This is a genomic window from Exiguobacterium alkaliphilum, assembly GCF_018138125.1.
GTDB classification, from domain to species: Bacteria; Bacillota; Bacilli; order Exiguobacteriales; family Exiguobacteriaceae; genus Exiguobacterium; species Exiguobacterium alkaliphilum.
This window is the reverse complement of the sequence record NZ_CP073101.1, coordinates 2261614-2274258: the sequence shown is the minus strand read 5'-3', so window position 1 is coordinate 2274258 and position 12645 is coordinate 2261614. Positions and strand designations below refer to the sequence as shown.

Sequence of the window (12645 nt, the reverse complement as noted above, 5' to 3'; positions counted from 1 at the left end):
TTTTCTAGATGATGTCTTCAGTTTAGCATAAGGTTGAAAAGACGGGAAGGTCAAACGAACGATAGGACATACGACAAGATGACGGCGGCGACCCCGACCAAGATCCAACGTCGGGCGCTCTGTTTCCGCTCGGTCCGTTCTTCTGGTGTCACTTCCTCGTCTTCCTCATAGTCAGGGTCGATTTCTTTCAGTTTGGCCCGACGATTTCGTTTGAACCCGTACATGAACCCGTCGAATAAACCGGATGCCCCCATCTCAGAGAACATGCCGATCGCGAAGACGATCATCCCACCGACGAACAGCCCGCCACTGATGTGGAACAAAAACGTCTCCGGTCGATAATACGATGCATACGACCAAATCGTATAGCCGATTGTGACAATTCCCAAAACGATTAATATCGCTCTAAACTTTTTCAATGTGTCAAACTCCTTTCAACGTGAAGCGTCGAACACGACTTCACCCTACATGGCTCTATGATACCTGTTGATGTGACGTTATGGCGAGAGTGAAGTTCAGAAAAATATTATGTTTCATCAATTAGTTGACAGTTAGATTAAAAATTTTTTACAATAGCCCTAACGTTCTTTCGTCGGATACTTTATGAAATATTCAGAAAATAAAAGAAAAAATAAGATGTTGCATCCGGCGATACGCTAACTACATAGATTCTGAAAGGGGACAATTACGATGAAGAAAAAATCGATTTTGCTCATGATGACGCTCATCTTGGCACTCGGTTCAGTACTCGCCGCCTGCTCGACTGGCGGAGACTCTGACGGCGGTTCGTCTTCGAACGGAGAAAAAGTACTTCGTTTGACGGATACGTCTGACATCACGACGGCCGACCCGGCCTTGGCAACGGATGCGGTCGCATTCAATTTGATCGCCAACACGATGGAGGGCCTCTACCGCTTAGACAAAGACGGTCAAGCCGTACCAGCGATGGCAGCAGGCGAGCCGGAATTGAATGAAGACGAGACAGTTTACACGTTCACACTTCGCGATGCGGAGTGGTCAAACGGTGAGCCGGTCACAGCGAACGACTTCGTTTACGCTTGGCAGCGCGCCGTCGACCCGGAGACAGGGTCACAGTACGCCTACATCATGAACACGATTAAAAATGCAGAGGCGATTAACGCCGGCGACCTTCCAAAAGAAGATCTCGGTGTGCAAGCAATTGATGAGAAGACGCTTGAAGTCACACTTGAGCGTCCAGACCCATCGTTCATCTCGCTCACGTCGTTCGGTACGTTCACGCCAATCAACGAAGCGTTCGCGACTGAACAAGGTGAAAACTTCGCGACGAACGTCGACAACCTCCTTTACAACGGTCCGTTCACATGGTCTGAATGGAACCGTGAACAAGGTTACGTTTTAACGAAAAACGATACGTATTGGGATAACGCCAACGTCGCGCTCGACAAGGTCGACGTCCGTGTCGTCAAAGAGACATCAACCGTCGTCAACTTGTACGAAGCAGGGGAAGTCGATTACGCTGGCCTCGCTTCTGAACAAGTCGCGGCTTTCCAAGACAGTGAAGACTTCAACACGGGACTCCGTTCGGCAGTCGGCTACTTCAAGTTCAACCATGAGGACGAAGTATTCGCTGATGTGAACGCCCGTAAAGCGGTCGCGCGTGCCGTTGATCCGACTGGGATTATCGATCAGCTCTTGAACAACGGTTCGATTGCCACGACGTCGTTCATCCCGAAAGACTTCATCAAATATGAAGACGGCACGGATTACACGGAAGGGCTTCAATACTTCGAAACGAATACAGACGAAGCGGCATCACTTTGGGAAGAAGCGACTGGCGGCGAAGAGATGACGATTGAACTGCTTTCATTCGACTCAGAAGTTTCAAAACAGATCTCGGAGTACATTAAAGACCAAATCGAGACGAACTTGCCAGGCGTGACGGTCACGATCGCGCAACAGCCGTTCAACAACAAGTTGGAGCGCGAAGCGAGCGGGGACTACCAGATGTCATTCGCCCTTTGGGGACCTGACTACCAAGATCCGCTTACAAACCTCGGCATCTTCACGTCGAACAACGGTCAAAACGACATAAACTACAGCTCAGCCGATTACGACCGTCTCATCGACGAAGCATCAGCTGAAACGTCAATCGATGCACGTTACGACAAGTTCAAAGAAGCAGAACAACTCTTGATCGAGCAAGACCAAGCGATCATGCCGATTTATCAAGCCGGCGTCGCGTACTTGATTCGTCCAAACGTTGAAAACTTCAACCGTCAACTATTCGGTGCTGACTATCAGTACAAATACGTCGACATCAATTAAAGAACGTGGGGGCATGCAAACGCATGTCCCCCGTTTTCTAAAAAAAAATCGGAATTGAGAGAAAACACTATTCAAATGTTTTGTTGGTAAAGTATAATGTAGTAACAGTGAAAATTCAGAATACTTCACAAAGTTTGATATTTTGGGTTTTCATGTGCTGTACTAAGAGCCTTGAGATGACGTTTGACCTATTCTTTCAGAAAATTCCTTTCATTTTGTGAATTCAAGAATAGGGAAATATGTCATAGTGATGCTGTTGGTGCAAGCATAGACATATATTTAGAAAAACAGGGGGTTTTTATTTATGGGACGTTATCTTTTGCAGCGGCTGACTTACGGCCTCATCACGTTCTTCTTGATTGCGACGTTCACATTTTTCCTGATGGACCTGTTACCAGGGTCACCGTATCAAAACCAGGAAAAGCTGACGGAAACGCAAATCCAAATCTTAAACGATCGTTACGGACTTAACGATCCGCTTCCAGTTCGTTATGCGACGTACATGGGGAACCTTGTACAAGGTGACCTCGGTGTGTCGTTCCGTACGGCCAACCGGCCAGTGACGGACTTGATCATGGAACGAATCGGACCATCGGCACAACTCGGTCTCCAGGCGTTGATTCTTGGGACACTCGGTGGGCTCTTGCTCGGTATTTTAGCAGCGATTCGTCATAACACGATTGCGGACTATGGTGCGATGTTCGTCTCTGTAATTGGGATTTCTGTCCCATCATTCGTCTTTGCGGCCCTCCTTCAGTACTACGTGGGCGTTAGATGGGGTGTTTTGCCTGTCGCCTTCTGGGACTCGCCAGCCCATACGATTTTACCAACGATTGCGTTATCGCTCGGTGTAACGGCTTCGATTGCCCGTTTTGTCCGTACAGAGATGCTTGAAGTCACCGGACAAGACTACGTCACGTTAGCGAAAGCAAAAGGGTTGACTGGGAATGCAATCGTTTGGAAGCACATGGTGCGTAATGCGATTATTCCAGCCATCACAATCCTTGGACCGATGACGGCTGCGTTGTTGACAGGTACATTTGTAATTGAGAAAATTTTTGCCGTTCCTGGACTCGGTGAATTGTTCGTAACGTCGATTACGTTGAATGACTATTCGGTCATCATGGGGACGACCCTCTTCTTCTCGGCGATCTTCATTTTGATTATTTTGCTTGTCGACTTGCTCTACGGAGTTGTTGACCCACGTATTCGTCTTGGGGGGGATAACTGATGATTGAAAATAAAAAGAATTACGAGCAGTTCGACCAATACATGTTCCAACCGGTTGAAATGAACGAACAGCTCGCAGAACGGATTGCAGGGAAAAGTTTGAACTTCTGGCAAGATGCATGGATGCGCCTAAAGAAAAACAAAGCCGCCATCCTCTCGCTTTCAATTATTTTGATTTTAGTATTGCTCGCTTTATTCGGACCGATGTTGTCGGGCCGTGATGCCTACTCGCAAAACATCGCGCAAGCAAAACTTCCACCAAAAGTGACAGGACTCGAATGGGCAGGATTTGACGGGATGGCGACGTTAGGTGGCCGTGACATCGATTTCTACGATCAAAAGAACGTCGAAGAGAACTTCTGGTTCGGAACGGACTATCTTGGCCGTGATCTATGGTCACGTGTTTGGGAAGGGACGCGCATTTCACTCTTCATCGGGCTTGTTGCCGCCATCATTGACACAGTTATTGGTGTCGCCTATGGTGGGGTCTCGGCTTACTTCGGTGGCCGTGTCGATAACATCATGCAACGGATTGTCGAGATTTTGACAGGTGTACCAAACTTGATCTTGATTATCTTGTTCATCTTGATCTTTGACCCTGGGGTGTTCACCATCATCTTGGCGATGACGATTACCGGTTGGATTGGGATGAGTCGACTCGTCCGCGGTCAGATTTTGAAATTGAAAAACCAAGAGTTTGTTTTGGCTGCGCGTACACTCGGGGCGTCAAGTAACCGTTTGATTTTCAAACACTTGATTCCGAACACGCTCGGTGCGATTATCATCACGCTCATGTTCACGATTCCATCTGCCATCTTCTTCGAGGCGTTCCTCAGCTTCATCGGGATCGGACTTCAACCACCACAAGCATCACTCGGTACGTTGATTAACGATGGATACAAAGAGTTGCGTACGTTCCCGTACCTCCTCGTCGTCCCGTCGACCATCATCGTCTTGCTCATGGTCAGCTTCAACTTGCTCGCCGACGGCTTGCGTGATGCGTTCGACCCGAAAATGCGTAAATAATTTAGAAAGAGGGGGACTCGTGCATGGAAACGATTTTATCTGTCCGAGACTTAGCGGTCTCGTTCCATACGTATGCTGGAACGGTTCAAGCCGTTCGCAATGTATCGTTTGATTTGAAAAAAGGCGAGACGCTCGCAATCGTTGGAGAGTCGGGTTCTGGTAAATCCGTCACATCTAAAGCGATTATGCGTCTCATCCCGAACCCGCCAGGTGAGATTACAAACGGAGAAATCTTGTTTGATGGGAAAGACTTGGCTAAGCTTTCAGAAAAAGAAATGCTTAAAATTCGTGGTCGCGACATCGCGATGATTTTTCAAGATCCGATGACGTCGCTCAACCCAACGATGACAATTTATAAACAAATCGCTGAAGGTTTGAAGCAACACCAAGGACTCAGAGGAGAAGATGCGAAGAAGCGTGCGCTCGAATTGCTCACACTCGTCGGCATCCCGAACCCTGAAGCTCGTCTCAAACAGTATCCGCACCAATTATCTGGTGGGATGCGTCAGCGGATCGTCATCGCCATCGCGCTAGCCTGTAACCCGAAGGTGTTGATCGCCGATGAGCCGACGACGGCACTTGACGTGACGATTCAAGCCCAAATCCTTGAGTTGTTGAAAGACATTCAACAAAAGACCGGCACAGCGATTATCTTCATCACGCACGACCTCGGTGTCGTCGCGAACATGGCTGACCGTGTTGCCGTCATGTACGCTGGGAAAATCGTGGAAAAAGGGACGGTCGATGAGATCTTCTATGAGCCACGCCACCCGTATGCATGGGGACTGCTCGGCTCGATGCCGCGTCCGACGGATGACCCGAACCAGGCGCTCCCGGCTATCCCGGGTACACCGCCGAACTTGTTGAACCCGCCGAAAGGCGATGCGTTCGCGGCGCGTAACCCTTACGCGATGAAGATTGATTTTGAGAAAGAGCCACCGATGTTCCAAATTAGCGACACGCACTACGCAGCAACCTGGTTGTTGCACCCGCAAGCGCCGCAAGTCACGCCGCCATCGGCAATCATCGATCTCGCGCTCAAATATCGTCCGGATAGCGCGTTCGCGAAATCGATTGGGAAAGGTGGTGCTGAATAATGGAACGTGAAAAATTATTAGAAGTACGGGACTTAAAGCAGCACTTTAAAATCGGACGAGGCCGCGTCGTCAAAGCGGTCGACGGCATCTCGTTTGATATTTATAAAGGTGAGGTACTCGGTCTCGTAGGTGAGTCTGGTTGTGGGAAGTCGACGACTGGACGTACGATTATCGGTCTTTACGATGCGACAGACGGAGACGTCATCTTCAAAGGCGAGAACGTCCACGACAAGAAATCAAAAGCGGAAAAGTTGAAATTCAACCGAGCGATGCAGATGATCTTCCAAGATCCATACGCCTCGCTCAACCCGCGGATGACGGTCGCTGACATTATCGCCGAAGGGATTGACATCCACGGCCTCGCGAAGACGAAAGAAGACCGGATGAACCGCGTCTACGACCTTCTCGAGACGGTCGGTCTCACAAAAGAACACGCGAGCCGTTACCCGCACGAATTCTCTGGCGGACAACGCCAGCGGATTGGGATTGCCCGCGCGCTCGCCGTTGAGCCAGACTTCATCATCGCCGATGAGCCGATCTCGGCACTCGACGTATCGATTCAAGCTCAGGTCGTCAACTTGATGAAAGAATTACAACGTGACCGCGATCTCACGTACTTGTTCATCGCTCACGACTTGTCGATGGTCAAGTACATCTCGGACCGCATCGGCGTTATGTATCAAGGTCATATCGTCGAGCTCGCGCCGGCAGATCGACTTTATGAAAACCCGATTCACGCGTATACGAAGTCACTCCTCTCTGCGATCCCGCTTCCGGACCCAGAGCACGAGCGGACGCGTAAACGCATCATTTACGAGTCGAAGTCACTCGGTGCCGTCGGACGTTCGGATGAAGATTCAAGCATCCCACCGCTCCGCGAAGTCGAGCCAGGACATTTTGTCTCGTTGACGGATGCAGAATACGAAGCGTATAAAGCGCAACTCGTATAATCGATTCACCCTGAACTTCACGGTTCAGGGTGTTTTTTGCGCAAAAAAAACACCGCCGGAACGTTCCGGGGTGTCAGGCGTTTGAGATGCGCGGTAAGTTCGAGAGCCGGTCCACAACTGAATCGATGGCGCGGACGCGGCTTAGCGCATCTTCGATTTCCATCGTCTCATAGTGATGCAATCCGCCCGGCTGTTCGACGAACGTATCGGCGTCATGCACGAGCTGCTGGAGCGGCGTACGCTGAATGTGGCTCGGCGGTAAATACGAATCAGTGTGAAGTAAAATCATGACCGTGATTTCTTTGGCTCGGGCAGGGTTCTCGCCGAGTCGAATCAACAGCTTATGGGCGCGTTCTGCCCCTTTAATGGCATGAATGTCGTTTTGACGGTATAGGTCGTAGTTCCACTTGCCTTCTGTATACCACTCGTAGTGACCGATATCGTGAAGTAGGGCGGCTTTCGTCGCCAAATCCGTGTCAAGCCCTCGTCGCGTCGCCAATTCGAGAGCGCGCTCACAGACGTCGACCGCGTGTTTTAAGCCTGATCGCGTCAAATATTTTTGGGTGACGGGGTGCTGCATAATCGTTTCTAACGTGATTCTCATGATCGCTCTCCTCCTTGGTGATTTCAAAGGTTATTTCTATTAACTATACGGGAATTGAAAAGGAAAAGCAAATTTGTAACGTGTGAAATATAAATTTAATTGGAGAATGTGCAACATTATTCATATAGATATGCTATAATTTAAGTGTAGATTTAGTGCGATTTCAAGATTTTTAGATTCGGTAATGGTCGGTTTTTCCTTATGGCGATGGGGGTGAGAGACCATGAAAGAGCGTGACAAAGTGTTGCAACAAAAGAAAAAGTTATTGAAAGAAGTATTGAAGAAAAAATTGAAAGACTTGCAAGTGAAGCCTGGCAAAGAAACGGTGTCACAACCGGTTTCTCGAATACCGGCTTCCTAGAACGTCGATCAAGGTCGCATCTTTCTCACAGGTGCGTCCTCTTTTCTTACCTCAATGAGAAAGAATATCATTGATGTTTGAATAAATAAGAATTATTATAATTAAGTGAACGCATTTTTGGGTATACAGATAGAGTCACTTGAAAAAGATGAACGAACATTTGATCAGGGAGGAACGAACATGGTCACACTTTATACGTCTCCGAGCTGCACATCGTGCCGTAAAGCGCGAGCTTGGCTCGAAGAACATGATATCCCCTTCACGGAACGGAATATATTTTCAGAGCCGCTCTCACTTAACGAGATTAAACAAATTTTACGTATGACAGAAGACGGGACCGATGAAATCATTTCGACCCGCTCAAAAGTTTTCTCTAAAATTGACGTATCGGTCGACGCGCTCTCACTCCAGCAACTTTACGATTTGATTCAAGAGTATCCAGGGCTGTTACGCCGTCCGATTTTGATTGATGAAAAACGTTTACAAGTCGGGTACAACGAAGATGAGATTCGTCGCTTCTTGCCGCGCAAGGTCCGGACGTTCCAACTTCAAGAAGCCCAACGGCTTGTCAACGAATGAGGAAGCATACTGTCTAAGCAGTGTGCTTTTTATTATCCCGTTTTTCCGATAAAATAGTGGTAACAACCCCATCATCATAAGATTGACACATTGAAAAGAGGGTACTATTATTACAAGACAATTTCCCCTCTCCTCCTTGACGTACGAAGTAGGAGTGAGGTGAGAAGGGAGTGGACAATCGTGAAAATTGAGCGCATCAATGACAACACCGTCAAATTTTTCATCACCTATGTCGATATCGAGAAACGCGGTTTCGCCCGGGATGAAATCTGGTACAACCGTGAACGTGGTGAGCAGCTGTTCTGGCAAATGATGGACGAGGCGCACGAACGGGAAGATATCTCGTTTGATGGTCCACTATGGATACAAGTACAAGCTTTTGAGAAAGGTCTCGAAGTGACCGTCACAATCGCGAAGAATGTGATTGATGCCGAAGATGATTCGGAACTCGGTTCGCTTCTTCGCTCAGCCATTGACGAAGCCCGGGATCAACAATCTGTCCTCGACCAATTGAGTGAACTCGATGAACTTGACGCTGAGACGGAGGCGTGGGCTCCACTCGCGATGGAAACGAATGATTTCGAATCGATGATTGCCCTCAGTAAACGAGTCGGCGATACGCTTCATAACGTAACATTGAAACTTTTCCATTACGATAACCGCTATTACTTGTGGATCGATTTCCCGGATGAAATGGAACCAGAAGAAGAAGAGAATGCCTTGAGTCTACTCGCGGAGTACTTGTCGTTCAGTACGCAAACACTCGCGATGCTAGAAGAGTACGGCAAACTTATCCTCGATGGCGACGTCTTCGGAAAAATACGCCACTACTTTTAAACTGAAATCGCCTGTTCTTGCGGACAGGCGATTTTTTTAGCATACATATTAGATGAGGTGACGAGATGCTCAAACGAATACAGTTGATGTTAGCAGACAGCGCTTGGTTCATCCCGTTCTTGTACGGGTTCGGCGGCGTCGTGTTGACGTTTTTGACGCAATATTTTGGAGGGTTCTTCCGTGAGATTTTGCCGGAAGTGCTATATTTGGAGAAAGATTCAGCGGCGACCGTATTGTCCTCATCCTTCACGAGCCTGATGACGATGATGACGTTCAGTTTCTCGACGATTCTCGTCGTCCTCACGACGTATTCGTCACAGTTCTCGCCACGGACGGTGAACAACTTCTTAACGAACGCTGCGGCGAAACATACGCTCGGCTTATTCATCCTGACGACCGTGTACGGCATCACGAACTTGTTTTTGATTCGGACGGCAGATGATGACGCTGTGCTCGCCTCAGGTGTGAGCGTCCTCCTCGTCGTCGGGTCGATTTGGGCGTTCGTCAAATTTATTCAAACGATTAGCGTCTCCATTCAAGCCGAACGCCTCTTGTCGGCGCTACACCGGGAAGCACTCTCCGTCATCAAAAGTCAACAAGACGCGCTCGAAAAAGACGAAGTCCAAATCGTGCCGAAGCGCCCGGTCCATCCGTTCGAAGGGCATGCGGTGTATGCACCGCGTACCGGCTATGTCCAACTGTTCGCAAGCGAGAAACAAGAGTCGGATTCCTGTCATTTTGAATCGGTCGTGGCCGTCGGAGACTTCGTCGCCAAAGGGGACTTACTCGGTTATTGGAGTGAGGAGGTCGACGCGGACATCGAACCGTTTCAAATCGGGGAAGTGCGGTCGTCGATTCAAGACCCGGCCTTCGCGATCGAGAAGCTGAGCGAGATTGCGCTAAAAGGAATTTCCCCGGGAATCAACGACCCGAACACGGCCATCCATGCCATCCATTACATCGGCGACATCTTACGGGAACTGAGTCGGATGCCTGAAGGCGACTTTCTGTTCTCGAACCGCTCATCGGATTGGCACGTCAAACGGAAAAGCCTTGAGACGACAATGTTCGAGGCGTTCGCCCCGATTAAAACGTATGCAAGCCATGATATATTCGTCATCGGCTCGGTATTTGAAGCAATCCGGATCGCCCGGCTCGAGGCGCATCCGTCCTCGTTCGAGGCATACGAGGGCATCCTAGGCTACTTTGAGGACGTCATTGATTGGGACGACTTGCAAGAACGAGAACGCGCCTTTTTAGAGAACAAATTGATGCAGGCGAAAAAGGTAAAGACAGCATAAAAGCGACCCGTGTGGTCGCTTTTCCATTTAAGATAGGCTATAGCCGCCGTCAATCGTGATCGCTTGGCCGTTCACGTAGCTCGACAAGTCAGACAATAAGAACGTGACGACCGGCGCGACTTCCTCGGGCTTGGCTGCGTTCCCCCGGAAATGATGCGACATCGCCTCGTGGAACTTCGCCTCGCCGCCATATAGCTTATGGCTGAGCGGTGTGTCGACGGGGCCGAAGCAGACGGCATTGAAGCGGACTTTTCCTTTCATGCGATGGGCGAACGTCTTCGTCAAGGCGATGAGTGCCGCTTTCGATGCGGCGTATGGCCCGAGCATCGGCGGAAATTTGACGTGCCCGACGATTGCCGCGTTATTGACGACGCTCGCCCCGTTCGTTAGCAACGGAACAGCCAGTTGGATGAGCCGGTTCGCCGCGAGCAGATTCAACTCGAACACGTCGTCGAACGCTGACGAGGGCAGACGTTCCGGTGTCCCCGGCCGTCCGAACGTGGCGGCATTATTGAATAGTCCGTCTAACGTGACGTCCATCGCTTTCAGTCGGTCCATCACCGCCTCGAGCTCTTCGTCTTTTGAAAGGTCGCACTTTATGAACGTGATGCGCGGCGAGGCGGCCTCGATGTCCGCACCGCGTCCCTCGTCTCGTCCGATGCCGTAAACGTCGTGCCCTTCCTCAGCTAACCGTATTGTGACGGCCCGACCGATGCCGCTCGTTGCCCCTGTGATGAGAAATGTACCCATAATTGATTCGCTCCCCTCTAAAAGATGTCGTTACGTTGTATAATTAATGATAATACATGACAGAAACGGGGTCAGGTTATAATATGTTGCGACGCATACAAGTTCTTTTATCCCTCATTTTGCTCGCAGGGCTCATTGCCGTATTATCGTATTACTGGAGCTCACAAGTCATCGGCCTATTCTCGATTCTCGTCTTCTTGACGACGTTCAGCATCTTGCTCGTCATTTTGCTCGAAAACCGAAATCCGCAACGGACGCTCATCTGGGCAATCGTGATGATCGGGTTTCCCGTCGTCGGCTTGTTCGCTTATTTCGTCTTCGGCCAAAACTATCGCCGCAAGCGCATGTTCAAAGAGAAGGCGATGCTCGATGAAGAGACGTACCTCGCTTACCGGCAAAAGGCGATGACACACTCGCCATCGCTTATGTTCCCGCATGACGACTATGAGAAGCTCATGCATTTGACGTCATCTTTAAACCAATTGCCGGTTTCGTCGAATACGTATACGCAAATCTTGACGAACGGGCAAGAGAAGTTCTCGAAGCTGTTGCCGGCGTTGCGTGGGGCGACGAGGCATATCCATCTTGAGTATTACATTTTCCGGGAAGATCGTATTTCTCGGGAAATCCAACGCATCTTGATGGATAAGGCGCGCGCCGGGGTCGAGGTGCGGTTCTTATATGACGCCGTCGGCTCGATTCATACGAGCGGGGCCTTCTTTGATGAGTTGCGTCAGGCCGGCGTTCAGGTCAAAGCGTTCTTCCCCGTCGTCTTGCCGCTCGTCTCGAGCAAGACGAATTACCGGAACCACCGAAAGATTGTCGTCATCGATGGCACAGAAGCGTTCACAGGCGGTCTGAACGTCGGCGACGAATATCTGGGGGAGCATACGAAGTTCGGCTTTTGGCGGGACACCCACCTATACGTCAGGGGGGAAGGGGTGTCGGAGCTGCAGCTCATCTTTCTCCAAGACTGGTATTATATGACGGGTGAGCGACTGTTCACACCGTTTTATCTCGAGCCGCTCGAGACGGTCCGGAGTGCGAGCGGGGGGGTTCAAATCGTGGCGAGCGGACCGGATGAGCCATATGAGACGATGAAGTCGATCTACTTCGCGTTGATTAACGCGGCGAAGAAGTCGGTTTATATCTCGTCCCCGTACCTCATCCCGGACGAAGATATCATGAGCGCGCTCAAGACGGCCTCGCTCTCAGGGGTCGATGTCCGAATCGTCTTGCCGAGTTATCCTGACCATAAGATCGTCTTTTACGCGAGCCGCTCCTATTATGAGGAGTTGCTCAGCGCCGGCGTCAAAATTTATTTATACGAGGAAGGGTTCATGCATTCGAAAGTCATCGTCGTCGATGACGGGCTCGCGACAATCGGGACGGCGAACATGGACTTCCGCAGCTTCCATTTGAACTTCGAAGTGAACGCGCTCCTCTACAACACGAACTCGGTGCATCAACTGAAACAAGACTTGTACAAAGACTTTGAAGGCTCACACGAATTGGATTTGGCCGTTTTCTCGGAACGTCCATTTCTCATCAAGTTAGTCGAGTCGTTGGCTCGAATGTTCTCACCACTATTATGAGGAGGAAA

The 12645-nt window shown here is 49.8% G+C and carries 13 protein-coding genes and 1 other annotated feature (1 of these 14 only partly in view); of the genes, 10 read left to right on the top strand and 3 right to left on the bottom strand.

Features of this window, described 5'->3' with window-relative positions; genetic code table 11:
* Window positions 1-4: a binding site (T-box leader), on the bottom strand (it extends 205 nt beyond the left edge of the window).
* Window positions 5-50: 46 nt separating this feature from the next.
* A complete protein-coding gene (locus KB235_RS11760) occupies window positions 51-419 on the bottom strand; it encodes a DUF3899 domain-containing protein (RefSeq protein WP_211779716.1) in 369 nt (122 codons plus the stop codon).
* Between the two features lie 271 nt (window positions 420-690).
* Here KB235_RS11760 and KB235_RS11755 point away from each other — a divergent pair, with 271 nt between their 5' ends.
* The 5 genes from KB235_RS11755 (at window position 691) to KB235_RS11735 (ending at window position 6610) form a co-directional block, all read left to right on the top strand.
* Window positions 691-2307, top strand: coding sequence for a peptide ABC transporter substrate-binding protein (locus KB235_RS11755; protein WP_211779715.1), 1617 nt, complete (start codon window positions 691-693; stop codon window positions 2305-2307).
* Between the two features lie 304 nt (window positions 2308-2611).
* On the top strand, window positions 2612-3538 hold the full coding sequence (gene opp3b / locus KB235_RS11750) for an oligopeptide ABC transporter permease (RefSeq protein WP_211779714.1): 927 nt from the start codon (window positions 2612-2614) through the stop codon (window positions 3536-3538).
* Entirely contained in the window at window positions 3538-4563 is a 1026-nt protein-coding gene (opp3C, locus tag KB235_RS11745; RefSeq protein WP_420842145.1) for an oligopeptide ABC transporter permease, read from the top strand. Before opp3b ends, opp3C begins: the two co-directional genes overlap by 1 nt.
* Window positions 4564-4586: 23 nt before the next feature.
* Entirely contained in the window at window positions 4587-5660 is a 1074-nt protein-coding gene (locus KB235_RS11740; protein WP_211779713.1) for an ABC transporter ATP-binding protein, read from the top strand.
* Window positions 5660-6610, top strand: a complete 951-nt coding sequence (locus tag KB235_RS11735) for an ABC transporter ATP-binding protein (RefSeq protein WP_034809604.1) — start codon at window positions 5660-5662, stop codon at window positions 6608-6610. Before KB235_RS11740 ends, KB235_RS11735 begins: the two co-directional genes overlap by 1 nt.
* A gap of 73 nt (window positions 6611-6683) precedes the next feature.
* Here KB235_RS11735 and KB235_RS11730 read toward each other — a convergent pair whose 3' ends face one another.
* On the bottom strand, window positions 6684-7214 hold the full coding sequence (locus KB235_RS11730) for an HD domain-containing protein (RefSeq protein ID WP_420842144.1): 531 nt from the start codon (window positions 7212-7214) through the stop codon (window positions 6684-6686).
* 223 nt (window positions 7215-7437) lie between these two features.
* Here KB235_RS11730 and KB235_RS11725 point away from each other — a divergent pair, with 223 nt between their 5' ends.
* The 4 genes from KB235_RS11725 (at window position 7438) to KB235_RS11710 (ending at window position 10292) form a co-directional block, all read left to right on the top strand.
* Window positions 7438-7575, top strand: coding sequence for a hypothetical protein (locus KB235_RS11725; protein WP_167331259.1), 138 nt, complete (start codon window positions 7438-7440; stop codon window positions 7573-7575).
* 180 nt (window positions 7576-7755) lie between these two features.
* A complete protein-coding gene (spxA, locus tag KB235_RS11720; RefSeq protein WP_015881217.1) occupies window positions 7756-8154 on the top strand; it encodes a transcriptional regulator SpxA in 399 nt (132 codons plus the stop codon).
* 180 nt (window positions 8155-8334) lie between these two features.
* Window positions 8335-8991, top strand: a complete 657-nt coding sequence (gene mecA / locus KB235_RS11715; RefSeq protein ID WP_034809600.1) for an adaptor protein MecA — start codon at window positions 8335-8337, stop codon at window positions 8989-8991.
* 65 nt (window positions 8992-9056) lie between these two features.
* A complete protein-coding gene (locus KB235_RS11710) occupies window positions 9057-10292 on the top strand; it encodes a DUF2254 domain-containing protein (RefSeq protein ID WP_034818000.1) in 1236 nt (411 codons plus the stop codon).
* 27 nt (window positions 10293-10319) lie between these two features.
* On the opposite strand, the gene KB235_RS11705 is transcribed toward KB235_RS11710, so the two are convergent.
* On the bottom strand, window positions 10320-11042 hold the full coding sequence (locus KB235_RS11705) for an SDR family NAD(P)-dependent oxidoreductase (protein ID WP_211779712.1): 723 nt from the start codon (window positions 11040-11042) through the stop codon (window positions 10320-10322).
* 83 nt (window positions 11043-11125) lie between these two features.
* Here KB235_RS11705 and cls point away from each other — a divergent pair, with 83 nt between their 5' ends.
* Window positions 11126-12637: a cardiolipin synthase gene (gene cls, locus KB235_RS11700; RefSeq protein ID WP_034818002.1), complete on the top strand. Its 1512-nt coding sequence runs from the start codon at window positions 11126-11128 to the stop codon at window positions 12635-12637.
* Window positions 12638-12645 lie beyond the last annotated feature (8 nt).

Excerpts from the sequence above, each read along its gene's own strand:
- KB235_RS11740 (WP_211779713.1), top strand. The coding sequence starts at position 4,587 with ATGGAAACGATTTTATCTGTCCGAGACTTAGCGGTCTCGTTCCATACG.
- opp3C (WP_420842145.1), top strand. The coding sequence starts at position 3,538 with ATGATTGAAAATAAAAAGAATTACGAGCAGTTCGACCAATACATGTTC.
- KB235_RS11730 (WP_420842144.1), bottom strand. The coding sequence starts at position 7,214 with ATGAGAATCACGTTAGAAACGATTATGCAGCACCCCGTCACCCAAAAA.
- spxA (WP_015881217.1), top strand. The coding sequence starts at position 7,756 with ATGGTCACACTTTATACGTCTCCGAGCTGCACATCGTGCCGTAAAGCG.
- KB235_RS11725 (WP_167331259.1), top strand. The coding sequence starts at position 7,438 with ATGAAAGAGCGTGACAAAGTGTTGCAACAAAAGAAAAAGTTATTGAAA.
- KB235_RS11705 (WP_211779712.1), bottom strand. The coding sequence starts at position 11,042 with ATGGGTACATTTCTCATCACAGGGGCAACGAGCGGCATCGGTCGGGCC.
- KB235_RS11735 (WP_034809604.1), top strand. The coding sequence starts at position 5,660 with ATGGAACGTGAAAAATTATTAGAAGTACGGGACTTAAAGCAGCACTTT.
- opp3b (WP_211779714.1), top strand. The coding sequence starts at position 2,612 with ATGGGACGTTATCTTTTGCAGCGGCTGACTTACGGCCTCATCACGTTC.
- KB235_RS11755 (WP_211779715.1), top strand. The coding sequence starts at position 691 with ATGAAGAAAAAATCGATTTTGCTCATGATGACGCTCATCTTGGCACTC.
- KB235_RS11710 (WP_034818000.1), top strand. The coding sequence starts at position 9,057 with ATGCTCAAACGAATACAGTTGATGTTAGCAGACAGCGCTTGGTTCATC.
- cls (WP_034818002.1), top strand. The coding sequence starts at position 11,126 with ATGTTGCGACGCATACAAGTTCTTTTATCCCTCATTTTGCTCGCAGGG.